This is a genomic window from Parvularcula sp. IMCC14364 (assembly GCF_030758415.1).
GTDB lineage: Bacteria > Pseudomonadota > Alphaproteobacteria > Caulobacterales > Parvularculaceae > Aquisalinus.
Genome location: NZ_CP132334.1, coordinates 1,566,864 through 1,586,026, shown reverse-complemented (window position 1 = coordinate 1,586,026; position 19,163 = coordinate 1,566,864). Strand labels below are relative to the sequence as shown.

Below are 19,163 nucleotides of genomic sequence, written 5' to 3'. Positions count from 1 at the left end.
CCGGAAGGATTGTACATTGTCAGAAATCCACATTTCCGTGAATGGTACGCTAAGCAGTCTGAAGGCAGGTCTGACGTTGAGTGATCTTCTTGCGCAGCTGGAATTGAAGCCAACTAAAATCGCCGTAGAAAGAAATCGTGAGATTGTACCCAAGTCAGCTTTTCAATCGACCACACTGCATGAAGGAGATCAGCTTGAAATTGTCCAGTTTGTTGGGGGAGGGTGAGGCATGAGCGATACGTTTGAAATTGCCGGCAGAACATTTTCATCGCGGCTGATTATCGGCACCGGAAAATACAAGGATTATGCGGAGAACGCAGCGGCGGCTGAGGCCGCGGGTGCCGAGATCGTCACCGTCGCTGTGCGGCGGGTTAACCTGACGGATAAAGACAAGCCAATGCTTGTCGATTATGTGGACCCGGAGAAGTATACCTATCTGCCTAATACGGCGGGCTGTTTTACCGCCGAAGATGCCATCCGGACATTGCGTCTTGCGCGTGAGGCAGGGGGGTGGAAGCTGGTCAAGCTTGAAGTGCTTTCAGACAAGAAAACGCTGTATCCTGATATGCAGGAAACACTGCGCGCTGCGGAACTCCTGATCAAAGACGGTTTTGAGGTCATGGTGTATTGTACGGATGATCCGGTGTATGCGCGCCGCCTGGAAGATGCCGGATGCTGTGCCATCATGCCACTTGGAGCGCCGATAGGTTCAGGCCTTGGCATACAAAACCCGGTCAATATCAGGCTCATCGTCGAGCAAGCCAAGGTGCCTGTGCTGGTAGATGCGGGTGTTGGCACAGCTTCTGACGCTGCGATAGCTATGGAACTTGGTTGTGATGGCGTGCTGATGAACACCGCAATCGCAGAAGCCAGAGACCCGGTGAAAATGGCAAGTGCCATGCGCCATGCTGTCATAGCGGGGAGAGAGGCATACCTTGCTGGCAGAATGCCAAGAAAAATGTACGCAGACCCATCCTCCCCATTGGCAGGACTGATCTAGTAAACCTTGACCCTACCGGGGTTGGCCTCAGTCGCCTTGAAAAATGCTAAAAAAAAGCGGCCCCAGAAGGGGCCGCTTTCTCGTTTAACTTGAAACCAAGATTAGAATGCTTTGGTGACGTTGAAGAAGTAAGTACGTCCACCAATATCATAACCAACACCACGGAATGGTACGTTGGCGAGCGGTGGCTGCTCATCTTCGACATTATTGATACCAGCACGCAATGCAAAGCCATCACCGCGGTAGGCAGCTGTCAAGTCATGGACAAAGTAAGGCTCAGCCGTATCGTAGAACTCACAAGCTGTTTCGCCTGCTTGCAAGCAAGGGCTGAAGAAACTTGTATCTTCGTCGATAGGATCAACATTACTCTCGTATGTGCTGTCCACATAGCGTGTTCTCCACAGGAAATTCCAGTTATCGTAACCGAGAATACCTGTCACATTACCACGCCAGCGTGGGTTACCATGCTCGCCAAGATCATCGTCCAAGGTAGCTGCGCCAGGTGTACCCAGCAGCTCTTCCTGCTCAAGAACACGTGTCACGTTACCAATGAGTGTAAAGTCAAATGGCTGCTTGAATTTCGGCAGAGAGAACTCTTCCTGAAGTTGCAGGGCCATATCGACACCACGAGTTGACCGTGAATCCTGGTTAATCAGCAGGTTATCAACCTGTGTGATAAAGCCAGTATTCGCATCACGCGTGAACAGTGAACATGTATCAGTATCAAGTCCACCAACAGCATCGTAGCAGTCATTGATGATAAAGTTTTCACCAAGCTCTACAACCTCATCTTCAATCAAAATATCAAAATAAGTTGCAGAGAAACTGAAGGCATCAAGTGGGCCAATATTATTCTTATCGATAACAAAACCAGCTGTAGATGCTGTAGATGTCTCTGGTGAAAGATTTTGGCTTGCGCCTTCTGTTACCAGAGTACCGACACCAAGGAATACGAGGTTATTGGTTCCCGCGCCCTGTACACCAAAGTTGGTTGGATCAACTCCGACAAATCCGTTTGGTCCACCACCTTCACGACACTGACGCAATAGCTCAGGGTCACGAGGGTCGAGGTCTGGATTATAGATACGATCAACTGGAGTGTTTGGATCGTTATCACTATCGACAGCTTCGAAGGCAATACCAGGGGTCAGACACGGGTCGCCAGCGCCACGAAGAGATGAGAAGTCAGCCACGTTAGAGCCAAACTGCTCGCCAACGTCCGGTGCGCGGAAGGAAGTGCCGTAAGTACCACGGAATGTCAGCCAGTCTGTTGGAGCATAAATGGCATTAACCTTATATGTCATTTGAGCACCGAAGTTTTCTTCTTCAGTCCAGCGACCTGACAGGTTAATGGTCAACTCTTCCGCCAAACGCTTGTCGGCGATAAGTGGAATTTCGACTTCACCAAAGATTTCGATCAGTGAGCGTCGACCGTTAGCACCCAAGTCAATAAAGTCATTGACAAGTTCGTTACCAGAAGCAGCACGATCTACCTGGGTTTCGATTTCATCTTCACGGAATTCAAAACCGATAACTGCCGCAAGATTACCCGCTGGAAGCTTGGCAAGATTACCTGTTGTGAAGCCGTTAATCAGTGTTTGCTGCAGAACAGTCCGAGAGAACCGGGTTGGGAAGAAGTAACGGTTCAGCTGTTCGTCTTCAAAACGGCCATTCGCGATGAAGAATGGGTCGAAGAAGTCGGCCACAAAGCACGGGAAGCTTGGGAAGCCGCCTGAGAAATCATCATCAAGAACAAGAGGGTCACAGGTAAGAGCACCGGAATTTGGATCCTCAGTTGTACCTTCGAGTGTGCGAATGACCCTATCACCAGCAAGCAAACCGGTAATCAGGTCAGTACCTTCTGAGCGGCTGTAGCTGATGTAACCATCATAAGTCCAGTCGTTCAGATCACCAATCTTGTTGAAGAACTGATTATCGCCTTTAAGCCCGAATGTAACCCGGCTTTGGTCAACGTCTGTCTCTGTTGTTACCTGTGAGGTAAAGAACAGATTTACAGCAGCAATATCTTCAGGAAGCACATCATTGAATGGGTTCAATGGATAAGCGCCAGGAATGGGGATACTGTCTTGTCCGGAACCAACGTCAGTTGTTTCACGGAAGGCGTAAGAACCCTCGAAATATGCAGATGCATTACCAAGAGCATACAGGTCATATTCACCAGTCAGATAAGCAGTCGTCCTGCGGAAATCAGGTGAAATACTATCGTCCTGATTCTCAGGGTGGATCAGGAGGTCTGTACTGCTTGGGAAAAGTGTCTGCGCGTTAATTACTGCACGGCGGTAGCCCGGCGGAAGACCTGGTTCGTTAGCGTTCTCGTCAAAGATTAGAAAACCGAATGGTGACTGAAGTACGCCTGCGCCGATTGTGCCGTTGCCGCAACGCTCGTCGTAGATTGTGCCGCTAGCACCACGCATGAACGTACGAGAACAAGTATCGAATGCTTCATAGAAATCACCAAACTGTTCGCGAGTAACGTTCTGAATTTGGGAGTATTCGATAGCAGCCGACAAGAATGCACGGTCGTTGCTAACACCAAAAGTACCTGTGTACACTTGTTGTTGACCTGCCTCACCACCACCAAGTTCTGGATACGTGTAGAAAGCATCGAATTCAACGCCATCGAACTCTGAGCGAAGGATATAGTTTGCAACACCAGCAACAGCATCTGAAGAGTAGATTGAGGACGCGCCATCGAGAAGTATCTCAACACGTTCAATCAAGCTGCCCGGAATGAGGTTTACATCTTGTCCTGAAGGAGCGCCACGCACACCTGAAGGAGCGAGACGTCGACCGTTTACAAGAACCAGAGTACGATTTGCATTCAAACCGCGAAGGTTAAGGTTGGCAGCGCCAGGTCCGGAGATGTTGTCCTGAACGGCAAGACCGGCTGAAGAGGACAGGCCGAGGTCGATTTGCTGGCCTTGTGCCACGTTAGACTGTTGAACCAAATCAGCAGCATCAATCAAACCAATGTCGCGAGCCAATTCGCCGTCGATAACCTGAATAGGAGATGCTGAAGAAAAGCCATCACGCTTAATGCGAGAACCTGTAACAACAACCGTGTCCTGGTCATCATCATCAGCTTCATCTTCGTCATCTGAATCGATAACGGCAACGCCGTCTGAGCTTACGCCCTGTGCATAGGCTGCTGGTGCAAATGCCACCGCTGATGCCCCGATCAGCAGAGTGGAGCCCAGGAGCCACTTTTTAAGGTCTAGAGTACCCATTTTATCCTCTTAAGTTGCGTTGTTACGAATTAAACCCGTGGTATAACCCATCGCGACGGTAAGGTTTCTGAAAATTTACACAAGGGGAGAAGAGGGTTAATCATTACATTCGGGAAAAGTGTTACCCTTTTGACACATCCATGTTGCCGCTAGGGTTTGCGTTAACCAACAGGGGGGAGGCGACACGGCTGGCTGACGGTTTCAGGTCCGGAAAATCTGCTCCGGATCATCAAAATACTTGAATTCCAGTGCATTCCCGCACGGGTCAGCAACGAAAAAGGTGCCTTGTTCTCCCGTTTGTCCCTCAAAGCGAATCTGCGGCCTGACCAGCCAGTTGGTCTCACTCTTTTCGATTCGCTCTTTGAGAGCCTGCCAGTGAGGCCTGTCCAGAACGAGACCAAAGTGCCTGACAGGCACGTTTTCACCATCTACAAGGTTGGTTGATTCGTTTTGCGCTGAATTAGAGAGGTGCGCGACAACCTGATGACCAAAAAAGTCGAAATCTATCCACTTGTCGGAGCGTCGCCCTGTTCTGCAACCGATCACGGTCGTATAGAATGCCTCGGCGGCTTCCAGGTCATCTACGGGAAAAGCGAGATGGAATGGAACGAGAGGCGCGTTTTGCATCAGCTGGCGTTACGCGCTTCTTCGATTGCTTCTTCCAGCTCCTGAGCATCCCAGTAAGGGATGATGCGGGTGTACGCGCCATCAGTGGAAGCCACGATAAAAGAGGGCGTGCCGGTGAGGCCAATGTCTATGGCAATTTCAAGCGTGCGTTCGAGAACCTCATCCAGAGCTGCTGAGTCACGGCTTGAATGAAGAGACCCAAGATTTAGGCCGGCCTTTTTTGCAATATCGTCGATCCGTTTTTCATCCAGCAAGCCAGAAGCATCCATCAGGGCAAAATGCAAATCGCTGTAACGGCCCTGTTCCCGAGCGGCGAGGGCAATCTTGGCGGCATATTCCGACTCTTCACGCAATATCGGCAGCTCACGGAAGACGAACTGAACATCATCTTCCGTTTCAATCATCTTGGCGACGTAATCCGCGGCGCTTTTGCAATATCCACAATGGTAGTCAAAGAGTTCTATCACGGCGACCTTTGCAGCATCGCCCTGGGCGCCCATGATATATCCATCTTCGCTGCCAAGCAGTGCAGGAAGGTGTCCTGAGAGGTTTTCCTGAATGCGCGCCTCTTCGAACAGCGCTTCCTGTTCAGCATAACGGTCCAGAGCCTGAGCAATGATTTCAGGATTTTCGAGAATGTAGGTGCGAATGGTCTCTTCCAGGGCAGCCCGGTCCTGATCTTTCCCGGAAAATTGCGCCTGTGAGCCAGATATTACAGAAGTGCCGAGGGCAGCTGCTGCCACAAGAACGGCTGAGAGGGCGGTGAATGTTTTGAATTTACTCATGATATAACCCTGCGTGCTTAGACCTGTGCAAGATGTAGGCAAAATTTGTGGTGAGAAAAAGTCGCTATTGCATATACACGTTAATGTGAAAAGGCGACAATCATCCGCGTCGGCCACCGGGGTCAGGGTTGCGCCGCTGGAATCTGGCCGCGTCTTCGGCTGTTGCCCGGATAATGTCATTTGCCTGGCGCCATTCGGGCGTTTGCTCATTGAGCATTTTTCTGGCGCGTGTCGCAAAGCGATGCGCCTCATGCGGGACGCCAGCATTGAAATACGCTTCTGCCGTGGCAAACGCGGCAAGGTCATCCCGGCCGACAGCACTGTAAGCACGAGCAAGTTCCGTCCAGCCAAAGATGTTGTCAGGTTCCATGTTCAGGGCAAGTTTCAGAATATCAATGGCCTCGGACAGCGGCCCTTCCTGCTCCAGAGCGACGAGGGCGCGGGCATGATTGACCTTCAGCAACGCATATTGAGGGGCCAGTTCCGAGGACCGCTTATGTGGCGCAACTGACTGGGCAATTTTGCCGTGCTCAAAAAGCATTTGCCCTTTGAGTTCAAAAAAGAATGGATTGTCAGGTTGTTCGGCTATGAGGCTGTCGATTTCGCGAAGGCCTGCCGCGAGGTTGGAGCTGCGATAATATGCGACCGCGCGGGCATAACGGGCGGGGGCGGATGTGTTCGCCAACGGATACTGGCGCAACGTTGTCTGCGAGTTCTGCAGGAAGCCATGGATCTTCGCCTGAACCATTTTCAACCGGAGTATTTCTTCCTCAGTATCGACGTTTTCAAGGTTCTCTGACTCCTGAACACGGGCTTCAAGGGCTGTCATTCGGCTATTGGCCAGAGGGTGGGTCTGATAATAAGGGTTGGCTTGGTTGAATGTAATGATTTGTTGATTTCGCAGCTTGCGGAAGAAGTCGACCAACCCCTGACTGGAGCTGCCTACCTCGTCAAGATAAGTGATTGCCGCCTGGTCTGCGCGGGATTCCTGTCCGCGGCTGTAGCTGAGAAAATTTGCCTGCCCAACCTGCTGGCCAAGGCCGATGATACCAATGCCCGCATCAGGTGCCCCGGCGATAATTGCCGCTGTACCAAGGACAAGACTCAACATCATGGGGCGGCTGGCAGCTTTTATGGCCTCATCTGATCTTTGGAGATGTCCACCTGCCATATGGCCAGTTTCGTGCGCGATCACTCCTTCAATCTCGTTTGGCATTTCAGCGGCCGTGATCAGGCCGGTGAAAATATACATGTTCAATCCATTCGCGACGAATGCATTGAGACTCGGGTCACCGATAAGGTGAATGCCAACACTCTCAGCTGGCAGTCCTGCTGCGGCAAAAAGAGGTCGTGAATAATCCTCCAGAAACTGCTCAATCTCTGCATCCCGCAGGAATGACTGGGCAAAAGCACCAGTGGAACTGAGCACAAAAAAGATTGGCAAAATGAATACAAAACGAAGGGATTTTTTTTGCCTTAACACGGTCTTCTCCGGTCTAATTGTTGTCTGCGCTAATGTGCTGGTCCTATGCGGTATATAAAAGTGTAAATAACGACAGGTTCAAGCGTTGAAAGCGAAGAGTCATGCGCTTTCAACGCTGAGCTTCTGATTCAGGAGCGACCAAGAGCTTTCGACCACCAGCCGGTTTTCTTGGGCTTGTCCGGATCCGTGTCTTTTTCTTCAGAGGGCGGTGCCTCCTGAATCTCAGCTGGTTGGACTTCTATAGGGTCATTTGCAGCTTCAGGAATGGCTTCAACCTCGGGAGTTGAAGCAGCTGAGGACTTGTCTTCAGTTTTTTTCTGCCTGGCCGAGGTGGACTTCCTGCGAGGTTTTTTGGGTGGCTCAACAACATCTGAATTCTCAGATGCTTGGTCCACAGCATCTGGGACAGTTTCCGCGTCATCACTCACGGGCGATTTGTTTTGCGCAGACTGCTCTTCACTATCGGATTCAGAAGGTTCTTCAGTGTCATTTTTCTGATTGTCATCAGATTGAGCTTCTGAACTTTCCTCACCCTGCTTGCGTCTGTTGCGTTTTCCGCCACGTCGACCGCGCCGACGCCGCTTGCGGCCACCTTCCTCGTCGTCGCCTGAGGTTGTGTTGTCTTCTCCGGGGTCTTCCGTTGGTTCTTCGGAAGCAGATTTAGACTCTGTTTCGCTGGAGCCGTTTTCTTCGCCGGCGTTACCCTTGCGGCGACGTCTGCGCCGACGCTTACGCGCTGGCTTATCTTCCTCATCTCCAGAAGCCTCTGGTGAGTCATCACTGGTATCGGGGATTTCTGGTATCTCTGCCAGGTCAGCCGTTACGACGGCGACCGGACGATCCATCTCCCGCGCCGGGCCACGCTTTTCAATGTCAAACTGATCGCCGGCTTTTTGTGGATCTGCGACGATTTCAACACCGAGCGCATAGGTTTCTTCAATGCGATTCAGCCAGTCCCGTTTCTGGTTCAGGATAAACAGTGCCACATCCGTGGAGGTCGCGGCTGAAATCACCCCAGCCCGTCCGTTGATCGCCTGTTCTTCAATAGAGCGGAGGATGCGCAAGGCAGCCATCTCTTCTGAACGAACGGCACCTGCGCCATTACAGGTGGGGCAGGCAGTCGTAGTGCCATCCACAATACCGGAGCGTCGGCGTTGGCGGGACAATTCGAGCAACCCGAAATTGGAAATACGTCCGAACTGGATACGGGCACGATCCGGTTTCATGGCATCTTTCAGACGTTTCTCAACGCTGCGATTGTTCCGGTTCTCTTCCATATCGATAAAATCAACGACGAGCAGACCGGCAAGGTCACGCAGGCGACACTGTCTGGCAACTTCAGAGGCGGCTTCGAGATTTGTCCGCAAGGCTGTTGCTTCAATATTGCGCTCTTTGGTTGCCTTACCTGAGTTTACGTCGATCGATATCAGCGCTTCGGTTTGCTGAATGACAAGATATCCACCAGACTTGAGCTTCACCACAGGCTGATACATTTCATCAAGCTGCGGTTCGACCTTATAATTGACGAAGAGGGGGACCCTTTCCTTGTAGGGCTGAACATTTTTGGCATGAGATGGCATGAGCATCTTCATGAAGTCCTTGGCCTCACGATAGCCTGCATCGCCTTCAACGATGACCTGACTGATCTCTTTATCATAAAGGTCGCGAATGGCGCGTTTGATGAGGCTGGCTTCTTCATATACCAGACAAGGGGCGATAGACTTCATGGTCAGATCGCGAATGGTCTCCCACAGGCGCAAAAGGTAATCAAAATCGCGCTTGATTTCTGACTTTGTCCGCTTTGCTCCAGCGGTACGAATGATGAGCCCCATACCTTGCGGGATGCTCAAATCATTCATTGCATTGCGGAGGCGCTTTCGATCGGCGCCATTGGAGATCTTGCGCGAAATGCCGCCGCCGCGGGCAGTATTGGGCATCAGAACGCCATATCTGCCAGCCAGTGAAAGATAGGTCGTGACTGCAGCACCCTTGTTGCCGCGCTCTTCTTTTACGACCTGAATCAACAGGATCTGACGGCGCTTGATAACTTCCTGAATGCGATAATTTTTGAGAAGCTTGACCCGGTCGCGCCGTGCCTGCTGGTATTGCTGTTCAAGACGAGCCCGCTCGCGTGCCTCTGACTTGCCATTACCGGAACGTGGTTTCTTCTCCGCATCGGCGTTGGCTTCGACTTCAGCATCATCATTTTCATCTGATGACTCATCAGTTTCCTGGTCGTTATCCTGCGCCTCAGGGGTGTTCTCATTCAATTCAGCAGAGACTTCCTTGTCAGCAAGGACATCATGCAACAGAGCCGCGTTATCAGCCTCTCCAGACTCATCATCCTGCTCTGTTGAAGCCTCGTCAGAGGTGCTTGCTTCCGGCGTACCTTCTTCATTTGGCGCGTCTTCAGAATCGTCTTCCTGCACAGCATCATCTTCCGAAGGAGTGGCTATAATGCCATCGTCATCGGGTGTATCATCATCGATTTCATCACCGGTGAGGGCCGTTAGCTGTTGCGCCAGATCCGCTTCGCGTTCTTCTGCGTCGCGCAAGGCTTCGCGATCAGAAACAGGTATCTGGTAATAGTCGGAATGTATTTCTGTGAAGGCAAGAAAGCCGTGACGGTTTCCGCCATATTCAACAAAGGCAGCCTGCAGGGATGGTTCTACCCGTGTAATCCGGGCGAGATATATGTTGCCTCTTAGTGGTTTCTTCGAAAGGGATTCAAAATCGAAATCTTCAACTTTGCCTCCGGAAATCATGGCCACCCGGGTTTCTTCCCGGTGGCTTGCATCGATTAGCATTTTCTTTGACATGTAACTGGTCTCCGCGAAGGCTACCCGGATATCCGGAGTCTTCGCTGATGTTGGGGCCAGTCTTCACAAGCGGTGATAGCAATAGTGAGCCAAACCGCGCAACTGCGCTCGTTTCAGGTCCTGCCTGACGAGATGAGTTATTGGTTTGCGCTGGTGAAAACATGGCGTTTTCTTCTTGAATGGTTGGCCGTCAGGTCTGTTTTGACCATACGGTGTAAAATTTTTGTCCCTGTCGCGCGCCTTGGTAAGCGCTGCGCGATCGCGTGGACACTGCGACCGTTCGTCCCGCTGAATCAACTCTGCCGCTGATCCGTTGGAATTTTCTGATATCAATCATGGACTGACTCGTTGTGGCCAAACTGCCTTACATTGGCAAAAACCACAACAATAACTTTCGCATGCCCGGGTTTGCATTTGGTTAATGCTAATTTAATACTCGTTTGGCGATGTTGCGCGCTCGGTTGAGGTTGTTTTCTGTGGAGAAACAGCCTTAGAAAAATATACGCGCAACATGCAATGGAGCGTAATGATCTCAGTTCAGTTTAATATCCGGCTCCGCCATTTTTTTTCAGCATTTCTGCTGGGCGCATTCGTGTGTCTTTCCGGGCAGGCTTTGGCGAGTGATTCGCCACGCGTCGAGAATGTGCGCTTTGGTGTCAGCGATGAGGGGGAAACCCGCATCGTTCTGGATGTAAGCGGTGAAGTCAAATATCGTGTCTTTGCCCGTAATCTTGACGGTAATCGCAAGGCAGTGAGCGTTGAGATTGAGAAATCAGGCTTCAACCTCGGCAATAATGGTAGCGATGCGGGCACTGGAAATGGCATTGGGCATGTTGGCACCTATGCGTATCGCGCCGGAGAAGACGGTCGGTCACGACTGATCTTTGATCTCGTACGCACTGCTGTCCCCACATCTGTTTTCCTGATCAAGCCTAAAGGGGAAAACAGCTATCACAGATTGGTCATTGATGTAGCCGCCGGTACTGAAGAGGATTTCTCTCGTGCTTTGGGACAGGTTTACGGGCCCTTGGCGCCAGCGGATGACCCGGCTGCAGCAAGTCCGGAAGTTCTCGCAGAAACTGACACAGACGGGAATATCGAGACGGCTATAGCGCTCGCCGAAAAAGCCGCGGTCGCAGAGTCGCGTCAGCAGAAGTTGCTTGCCAGAGCGCCAATACCGAGGGTCAAACCAGTATTTGAGCGGCATCTGGTTGTCATTGATGCCGGACATGGCGGCAGGGACCCCGGGGCCGTCGGGCCAACCGGCGTTTATGAGAAGACCGTCAATCTTGCTGCAGCCAGGCAGCTTCGGGAGTTGCTGAAAGCGCGCGGCTACAGCGTCATCCTCACGCGGGAAGGGGATACTTACCCTGAACTTGAGGAACGAATTGAAAAGGCACGCGTGGAAGATGCTGATCTTTTCATTTCGATCCATGCTGATGCTGCGCCATCTCCGGATATTCGCGGTGCGTCCGTCTATACGTTGTCCGACAAGGGATCAGTACGGCTTGCCAATCAGGTCCGTAGTGAGGGCAACTTTGTCCTCTATAACGAGGAAATACACGAGAGTGATCCGGATGTCAGTGCCATGCTGCTGGACATCGCCTCCAGAGACTCACGCAATTCGTCGACAAGATTTGCCAATCTGCTCATCAACGAACTGCAAGGCACCGTACAGATGGTGAACAATACACACCGGGAAGCCAGTTATGTTGTGTTGCTGGCACCTGATGTACCCGCGGTGCTCCTGGAACTTGGTTTCATTTCCAATGCCGAAGACGAACTCAATCTCAATTCACGTGCCTGGCGGCAGAAAACGGTGACAGCGGTGGCGGACGCCATTGATTCCTATTTTCTGGCCAACCGCCCCATCCGACAGGCCATGCGGGCGGGCGGCGCCCGTTGATCACATAGAAGGTGATCACATTGAAAGGGACGCTACGCCAGCACAGCTGACCTGTTTGGTAAAAGCCTCTATCTGGCCATCTTTTTTATCTACTTCCTCCTGAATCACTGGCAATAACGCACCAAAGCTGTAATTCTCCATGGCATTGGAGAGTCAAAATCGCGGAAGAGGCATGTCCGACAAACCGTCAAATCAAGCACCCGGAAAACCACTCAAGGCTTCCGGAAAATATGAACCGGCGCCAAAGGTGCCCGGCGGGAAGCCCAAGGCTGAGTCAGGCGCTAAGCCCGCTGGCAATGAACCCGCTGCGGCAGTCACGGCAAATGCACCACGCACGCAAAAGGCGTCTGGTGCTTCCGATGCCCTCAAGGCCGAGCGCGCTGTTCCTGCGAGCACGCGCTTCAAAGATAGTGGAGACAGGAAGAAATTCCTGGGCTCACTCTCCCCCAAATGGATTCTTGGCCTGAAAATAGTTGGTGGCCTTGCCGCATTCGGTCTTGTGCTGGCGCTGGGAGCACTCATCTATGCGATGATTTACATCAACGGTCTCAAGGCTGACCTGCCAGCCTATGAGCAACTGGCTGAATATGAGCCGCCTGTGACCACGCGGGTTCATGCTGGGGACGGCACACTGGTTGCTGAGTTCGCAAGAGAGCGGCGTTTGTTCGTGCCCATTGATGCCATTCCTGACCACGTCAAGCAGGCTTTTTTATCCGCCGAAGACAAGTCATTTTATGAGCATTCCGGTCTGGATTATCGGGGCATCCTCAGGGCACAGATCAATAATATCCCATCTTATTTGGGGTTCAGTAACGCCCCACTCGAAGGTGGCTCTACAATCACCCAGCAGGTGGCGAAGAACTTCCTGTTGAGCAGTGAGCAGCGGATAGAACGCAAAGTCCGCGAGATGCTTATTGCCCGGCGCATGGAGCAGACTTTTACCAAAGATCACATTCTGGAACTCTATCTGAACGAGATTTATCTCGGAAACCGTTCATACGGTGTCGCGGCGGCGGCATTGAATTATTTTGAAAAGCCTCTTCAGGAATTAAGCATTGCGCAGGCTGCCTATCTCTCGGCGCTGGCAAAAGCCCCCAGTAACTACCACCCGGTTTATAATGTGGATCGCGCGATTGCCCGACGCAACTGGATTGTCAACCGCATGTACGAAGATGGCGCAATTACAGAAGAAGAGGCGACACTCGCTCAGGAAGAGCCATTAGGCGCCGTTGTCGCACCACCACTTGGCGCCAGAACGTCTGATACGGAATATTTTGCTGAGGAGATTCGTCGACAGATTGCTGACCGCTACGGCATTGAAGCCTTGTATGATGGTGGCTTGTCGGTGCGTTCCACGCTCGATCCGAGATTGCAGCAAATTGCACAGGAATCTCTGAGGAACGGGCTGGTTACCTATGATCGAAGGCATGGCTGGCGCGGTCCGGTAACAACTATTCAGTTGCCGACGGATCTTTCTCTACGCGAAGAGCCTGAGACAGTGCGCGAGGGCGAGGAGCCGCCTTTTATCTGGCAGGCCCTCCTGAGCGAGCAAAAAGATGAGCTTGAGAAAGCTGACGGTTATCATCAAGACCTGGAGCCCTGGCAAATCGCTGTTGTCCTTGACAGCCAGCAGGGCAGGGCCAGCATCGGCCTTTTGGATGGCACGCAAGGCGAGATACCGCTGGCCGCAGCCGAATGGGCCAGAGCCTATGTGGCGGTAAATGAAATAGGCCCGGCGGTTACGGATTTGCGCAATGTCATTAAAGCAGGTGATGTTGTTTATGTTGATCAATGGACTGGTGAGGGTAGCAGCGGGTCGTCTGATCTTTATGCCTTGCAGCAGATACCTGCCGTAAATGGCGGTATGCTTGCTATTGATCCGCATACGGGTCGCGTAAAGGCCATGGTCGGCGGTTTTTCTTTCGGACTGTCTGAGTTCAACAGGGCCACACAGGCAAGGCGACAGCCCGGTTCAACTTTCAAACCATTTGTCTATGCTGCTGCCCTGGATAATGGATACACACCGTCTTCACTCGTCCTTGATGCGCCTTTTGTCGCGCCGAGCCTGGGGGATGACTGGTGGAAGCCAGGCAACTATGTGGCAGGCAGTTTCTATGGCGAGAGCACACTGCGCCTTGGCATTGAGAAATCCCGGAATACCATGACTGCACGATTGGCGCAGGATATCGGTATTGGCCTTATTATCGAGTATGCGGAGCGTTTTGGTGTATCAGATACCCTGCAACGCGAGCTTGCAATTTCACTCGGGGCTGGAGAGACCAGCCTGCTTCGTCTGACCACCGCTTATACCATGTTTGTGAATGGCGGGCGGCGGGTTGAGCCGATCTTTATTGATCGGGTTCAGGACCGCTATGGTGAGACAGTTTACAACAGAGATCAGCGCCCCTGTGAGGATTGCAAGCAGGTTAGCTGGGAAGACCAGAATGAACCATTCATTCCCGATACGCGCCAGCAGGTGATTGATCCGCGCACAGCTTATCAAATGGTTTCCATGCTGGAAGGGGTGACCCGCAGCGGCACAGGTGCTTCCGTGGGCAAGGTGGTCGACAAGCCGATTGCCGGTAAAACCGGCACGACGAATGACTATAAGGATGCCTGGTTTGTCGGGTTTTCTCCCGATCTGGCTGTGGGTATTTTTGTTGGCTTTGATATGCCCCAAACCATGGGACAGGGTGAAGGGGGTGGTATTGTTGCTGCTCCGATCTTTGGTGAGTTCATGGAGAAAGCCTTGGCAGAAGAGACCGGCGTTCCCTTCAGGATCCCATCAGGTATTCGTCTTGTTCGTGTTAATGCAAAAACAGGCAAGCCTGCCCGTCCCGGCGAAACTAATGTCATACTCGAGGCTTTCAAGGCAGAGGATGATATAGAAGGCAGCAGCCGCTTCCGTATCAATGGCCAATCTGTGGACGAAGGGAATGCAGACGAAGCCATTGACGATGTTCTCGGCGGCCTATACTGATCCAACCTCTTTTGACAGACAGGAGTTTCTGTAATCATGCGTGCAGAGATTTTAAATGACGCAGAAAAAATCAGGCAGTCGCTGGAACTGCTGAGGAGGCGTCTTTGACTGGGATACTGCCCAGTCCCGCCTCGACGAATTAAATCAGCAGGCAGAAGACCCTACTGTATGGGACGATCCCGAAAGTGCCCAGAAGCTGATGCAACAGCGCACTCAGCTTGAGAACCAGATCAACGCCCTGACTGAAATAGATCTGGAGCTGGAGGACAATCTGGCGCTTGCTGAACTTGCCGAAGAAGAAGACGACAGCGCTTCTCTTGACGAAGCACAGGAACTGATTTCTGCCTTGCAGAAGCGTGCTGAACGCTCAGAACTTGAAGCGCTGCTTTCGGGTGAGGCTGACGGCAATGACTGCTATGTGGAAATTCATGCAGGGGCAGGTGGCACAGAGAGTAACGACTGGGCCGCCATGCTGTTACGCATGTATGTGCGCTGGGCCGGACAGCACGGCCGAAAGGTCGAAATACTCGAAGAGCAGGCTGGCGATGAAGCTGGCATCAAGTCGGCAACGGTTCTTGTCAAAGGCGACAATGCTTATGGTTGGCTTAAGACAGAAAGTGGTGTGCATCGGCTGGTGCGTATTTCGCCTTATGACTCCAATGCCAGAAGACATACCTCGTTCGCTTCTGTCTGGGTTTTCCCGGTCATTGACGATCAGATTGATATTGAAATTAACGAGAGTGAATGTCGCATAGACACTTATCGGGCATCGGGGGCCGGCGGGCAGCACGTCAACACGACAGACAGTGCCGTGCGCATCACGCACTTACCGACCAATATTGTGGTTCAGTGTCAGAATGAGCGCTCTCAACACAAGAACCGGGCAACAGCCTGGAACATGCTGCGCGCGCGTCTTTATGAGGTCGAGCTTCAAAAGCGCGAAGAGGAAGTTGAAGCCAACGCCGCGACAAAAACAGACATTGGCTGGGGGCACCAGATCAGATCGTATGTGCTGCAGCCGTATCAGATGGTGAAAGATTTGCGCACAAGTGTTGAGAGTCCAAGCCCTGATGCGGTGCTGGATGGCGATATTGACCAGTTCCTGGGAGCGGCACTTGCCGCAAAAGTAGGCAACACAGACGATTAAGCTATCTAAACAGCAATAAAAAAGCAGCCTCATAAGGAGGCTGCTTTTCAGTCTCTCACTAGGGAGACTTTATCTGAGATCAGATTTTCCGCCACGGCTCAGAAATGATGAGCCCTGCGATGGTTGCACTTTTTTGGCGACAGTGGCCTGTGCTTCCTCTGCCTCCTGGCGCTGATCGGTTTCAACTGCGGCTGAAGCATTTACATCTACCAGAGCAGGCTTTTGCGATGCAGCTTCGCTGAGAGAATTCTCAAGCTCGGCTGGCATTGGTTCAGTTTCCTGGGCTGGCGCAGCTTCCACTGCGGCCATGGCCGCAACTGGCTTGGTCACGGCAGGCTTGGGTGTTGCTTTTGCGCGCGCCGCTGAACTGTCTGACATCGGGTCATCAGAATGGCGGCAGTTACCGTCGAAGCGGGCACCATTTTCAATAGACAGCGCCGAATGAAGAATATCGCCTTTGACATGTGCTGAAGAAGACAACTCGACATGCCCGGCGCGGATTGCGCCTTCGATTGTGCCGGAAACCTTGACCTTGTCAGCGACTACTTCGCCTTTCACGGCCGCGCCTTCACCAATCACAAGACCTTTCGCTCGGATATCCCCTTCAAGGATACCGTCGAATTGTACTTCGCCTTCAGCTTCAACAACGCCCTTGATAATGACATCTCCGCTGATGAGAGATGGCACACCCGTTGCCCGGGGAACGGCCCGTCTGTTATTGCCGCTCATCCGGGAAGAAGACTTCTGCTGCGCCTTACTGGCCGGCGGTCTTGCCGGTGTGCGATCTGGCGTGTCGCCAATCTCTACCAGCTCTGATGTCACGTCCTGATTTTTCTTAGCTTTCGAAAACATATCTGCCTGCCTCTATGAAACGCATCGGATCAACTTGTCGCCCCTTGTAGAGCACCTCATAATGGATGTGAGGTCCTGTGCTGCGTCCACTGCTGCCCAGGAGTCCTATCGTATCATGAAGGTCTACCTTGTTCCCCGATTTCACCTTGATCCGATTGAGATGAGCATAGCGGGTTACATATCCATTGCCGTGGTCGATTTCGACCGTGTTGCCAAAGCCACTACGGACACCGGCAAAACTGACGCGACCTGGCGCTGTCGCCAGCACGGGGGAATTCCATCCGGCACGCATATCAAGGCCATAATGTCCCTGACGTTTTGAGCGATTAAACGGGTCCCAGCGTACGCCAAAGAAACTTGTTTTTCTGTGCGGTTCTGCGGTCGGCGTAGAAAGCGGCACAGTTGATAAGGCTGCTGTCAGCAGGGACAACTCATCCATGCTGGCCGCAATTCTGTTCGCGGCTTGAAAATAAACGGAAGGTTGGCCGGAAATGTTATCCGGGTGAATATCAGGGCCACCTTGCGCATCTTCAAAGCTGGCGAGGATCAGATTGTCTTCCTGCTTGGGGGCGCGGGCAAAGAGCAACTCATTCTCGACACCCGTGTGTTCAATAATCCGTTCGATTTCCGCGATCTTGTCGCGTACTTCTTCTTCCACGCCAGCCATCAGCACGATCTGGCGTGCACTTAGTTCAGCGGTCTTGCGACGCATGTCGGCAAGCACTTCATTTTCAATATTGACCGAGACTTCGCTGGAAAGGACTTCCCGCAAGGCATCTTCGCGGATTCGCGCTTCTCTGGATTGTCGAGGCGTAGGTTCGCGTCCAACCGGGTCCGCCATAATGCGGTTGCCATTCTTGATTTGCTGCCCGCTGGGGTCACCCACACCAGAAAGCGTCGCAGCCAGAGCCTCCATGCTGTCATCCATGGCGCGTTTATTCTGAACAATGGCCCGCAGGGTTTCGTGGCGATTCTCAAGTTGGGAAATGGCGGCGTCAAATTTCTGAGAGAAAATGACATTGAGCGTATTGATATCATCATACGCTTCTTCGGCTTCGCTGAGCTTCACGCGATACTCAACCTCGAGGTTACGCTTTTCGCGGTCCTTGGCGAGAATGATCTGCTCTTTGAAAACAAAATTGACGGAGGAATAGGCAACCCAGCACAGAGCAACCAGCATGACACTGGCCAGACCGACCTGTGTACGTGTGGAGAGTTTGATAAACCTGACAACACCATCGCTGCGATGGTATATCTGCCGCTCCCGAAAGATACGGCCAAGTTTACGCATGACCTGGCCAGACTTCTGGCTCATTTACTTTACCCTTATCTGCTTAAGCGCATCACCTGACCGGCACATGCAAAAAGCAACCCAAACGCCTGTCCCCACGAAAGCATTGCAACAAATCTTTCCACAAAGCGCAACAGGGATATTTCGGAATGCATCAAGTTTTTTCATGGCTCACAGCGATACGAGGCGGACATTAACCATGAAACTAGGCTTAGTGTATTATATTTGTGTAAAAGTGTCGCTCCAGACCAGCCAGTTGCCGCGCGTCATGGTTGAACGGTTCTTTCAGCGTTCCCTTGAACCTGGATGATACATAATGCCTGAAGCAGGTCGCCGGATCCTGCCCCTGCTGTCGGGCAAGTGTCTTCAGCCACTTTGCGCCAATAGCCACATGCCCGACCTCTTCATCATAGATGGTTTGCAGCAGGGTAGCGCTTTCCAGGTCTCCCACAGAGGTAAGATTCCGGATCATGCCCGGCGTCACATCAAGTCCCCGGGCTTCCAGAACCAGCGGTGCAACAGATAGCCTTGCAAGAATATCATCTGACGTGGCTTCAGCGGCCTCCCAAAGTCCATCATGAGCAGGCAGGGCACCATAATGGCTGTCCAGCTGCACCAGGCGTTCTTGTATCATCATGAAATGGCGGGCTTCGTCATCGCCAACGCTGATCCAGTCTGAAATGAAGTCGGAGCGCTGCTGATCCGGCAGATCGCCACTGAAACGGGCAATCATATCAAAGGCGAGATCTATGGCATTCAGCTCTATATGCGCAATCGCATGTAGCAGCGCCTGACGCCCATGAACTGACCCCAGTCGTCTGCGGGGCATTTTGCCGGGTGATTGCAGTTCTGGTCTGTCCGGGCGTGAAGGTCTGTCAGGCGGATACGTCACATTGGTTGCAGAACAGGAAATATCGCCGCGTTGCCATCCAGCTGCCACGCACCGCGCATAATCCGCCTTGAGAACGGCGTCGCCAGTTTGCAGAACGGCGCAAGATGCCTTGATGATATCGCGCTCAGACAAC

General features: G+C 52.3%; 13 protein-coding genes. 5 read left to right on the top strand and 8 right to left on the bottom strand.

What is annotated here, in order from left to right; translation table 11 throughout:
• Positions 1-16: 16 nt before the first annotated feature.
• Together thiS and RAL90_RS07605 are read left to right on the top strand one after the other, a co-directional pair.
• On the top strand, positions 17-226 hold the full coding sequence (gene thiS / locus RAL90_RS07610; RefSeq protein WP_306253917.1) for a sulfur carrier protein ThiS: 210 nt from the start codon (positions 17-19) through the stop codon (positions 224-226).
• Between the two features lie 3 nt (positions 227-229).
• Positions 230-1,000, top strand: a complete 771-nt coding sequence (locus tag RAL90_RS07605) for a thiazole synthase (protein WP_306253916.1) — start codon at positions 230-232, stop codon at positions 998-1,000.
• A gap of 101 nt (positions 1,001-1,101) precedes the next feature.
• Here RAL90_RS07605 and RAL90_RS07600 read toward each other — a convergent pair whose 3' ends face one another.
• The 5 genes from RAL90_RS07600 to RAL90_RS07580 form a co-directional block, all read right to left on the bottom strand.
• Positions 1,102-4,248, bottom strand: coding sequence for a TonB-dependent receptor domain-containing protein (locus RAL90_RS07600; protein WP_306253915.1), 3,147 nt, complete (start codon positions 4,246-4,248; stop codon positions 1,102-1,104).
• Between the two features lie 201 nt (positions 4,249-4,449).
• The gene (locus RAL90_RS07595) at positions 4,450-4,875 is read right to left on the bottom strand and encodes a VOC family protein (RefSeq protein ID WP_306253914.1); all 426 of its coding nucleotides are present in this window, start codon (positions 4,873-4,875) and stop codon (positions 4,450-4,452) included.
• Positions 4,875-5,660 carry a DsbA family protein gene (locus RAL90_RS07590; protein WP_306253913.1) on the bottom strand — a complete coding sequence of 262 codons (786 nt, stop codon included), beginning with the start codon at positions 5,658-5,660 and terminating at the stop codon, positions 4,875-4,877. Before RAL90_RS07590 ends, RAL90_RS07595 begins: the two co-directional genes overlap by 1 nt.
• 100 nt (positions 5,661-5,760) lie before the next feature.
• The gene (locus RAL90_RS07585; RefSeq protein WP_306253912.1) at positions 5,761-7,143 is read right to left on the bottom strand and encodes a M48 family metalloprotease; all 1,383 of its coding nucleotides are present in this window, start codon (positions 7,141-7,143) and stop codon (positions 5,761-5,763) included.
• A gap of 128 nt (positions 7,144-7,271) precedes the next feature.
• Positions 7,272-9,962 carry an Rne/Rng family ribonuclease gene (locus RAL90_RS07580; RefSeq protein ID WP_306253911.1) on the bottom strand — a complete coding sequence of 897 codons (2,691 nt, stop codon included), beginning with the start codon at positions 9,960-9,962 and terminating at the stop codon, positions 7,272-7,274.
• A 526-nt stretch (positions 9,963-10,488) separates the two neighbouring features.
• Here RAL90_RS07580 and RAL90_RS07575 point away from each other — a divergent pair.
• The 3 genes from RAL90_RS07575 to prfB all read left to right on the top strand — a co-directional run bounded on the left by RAL90_RS07575 (position 10,489) and on the right by prfB (position 15,995).
• Entirely contained in the window at positions 10,489-11,868 is a 1,380-nt protein-coding gene (locus tag RAL90_RS07575) for an N-acetylmuramoyl-L-alanine amidase (RefSeq protein WP_306253910.1), read from the top strand.
• Between the two features lie 172 nt (positions 11,869-12,040).
• Positions 12,041-14,848 carry a penicillin-binding protein 1A gene (locus RAL90_RS07570; protein ID WP_306253909.1) on the top strand — a complete coding sequence of 936 codons (2,808 nt, stop codon included), beginning with the start codon at positions 12,041-12,043 and terminating at the stop codon, positions 14,846-14,848.
• A 36-nt stretch (positions 14,849-14,884) separates the two neighbouring features.
• Positions 14,885-15,995 (top strand): peptide chain release factor 2 gene (gene prfB, locus RAL90_RS07565; protein WP_306253908.1). Its coding sequence is split into 2 segments (ribosomal slippage): positions 14,885-14,953 and positions 14,955-15,995, totalling 1,110 coding nucleotides; the frame shifts between segments, so codons are not numbered across the junction.
• 69 nt (positions 15,996-16,064) lie between these two features.
• Here the strand turns inward: prfB and RAL90_RS07560 are convergent.
• From RAL90_RS07560 to RAL90_RS07550, 3 genes are all read right to left on the bottom strand, one after another.
• A complete protein-coding gene (locus RAL90_RS07560) occupies positions 16,065-16,847 on the bottom strand; it encodes a polymer-forming cytoskeletal protein (RefSeq protein WP_306253907.1) in 783 nt (260 codons plus the stop codon).
• On the bottom strand, positions 16,831-18,162 hold the full coding sequence (locus tag RAL90_RS07555) for a M23 family metallopeptidase (RefSeq protein ID WP_306253906.1): 1,332 nt from the start codon (positions 18,160-18,162) through the stop codon (positions 16,831-16,833). Before RAL90_RS07555 ends, RAL90_RS07560 begins: the two co-directional genes overlap by 17 nt.
• Positions 18,163-18,349: 187 nt before the next feature.
• The gene (locus tag RAL90_RS07550; protein WP_306253905.1) at positions 18,350-19,162 is read right to left on the bottom strand and encodes a ferritin-like domain-containing protein; all 813 of its coding nucleotides are present in this window, start codon (positions 19,160-19,162) and stop codon (positions 18,350-18,352) included.
• Position 19,163 lies beyond the last annotated feature (1 nt).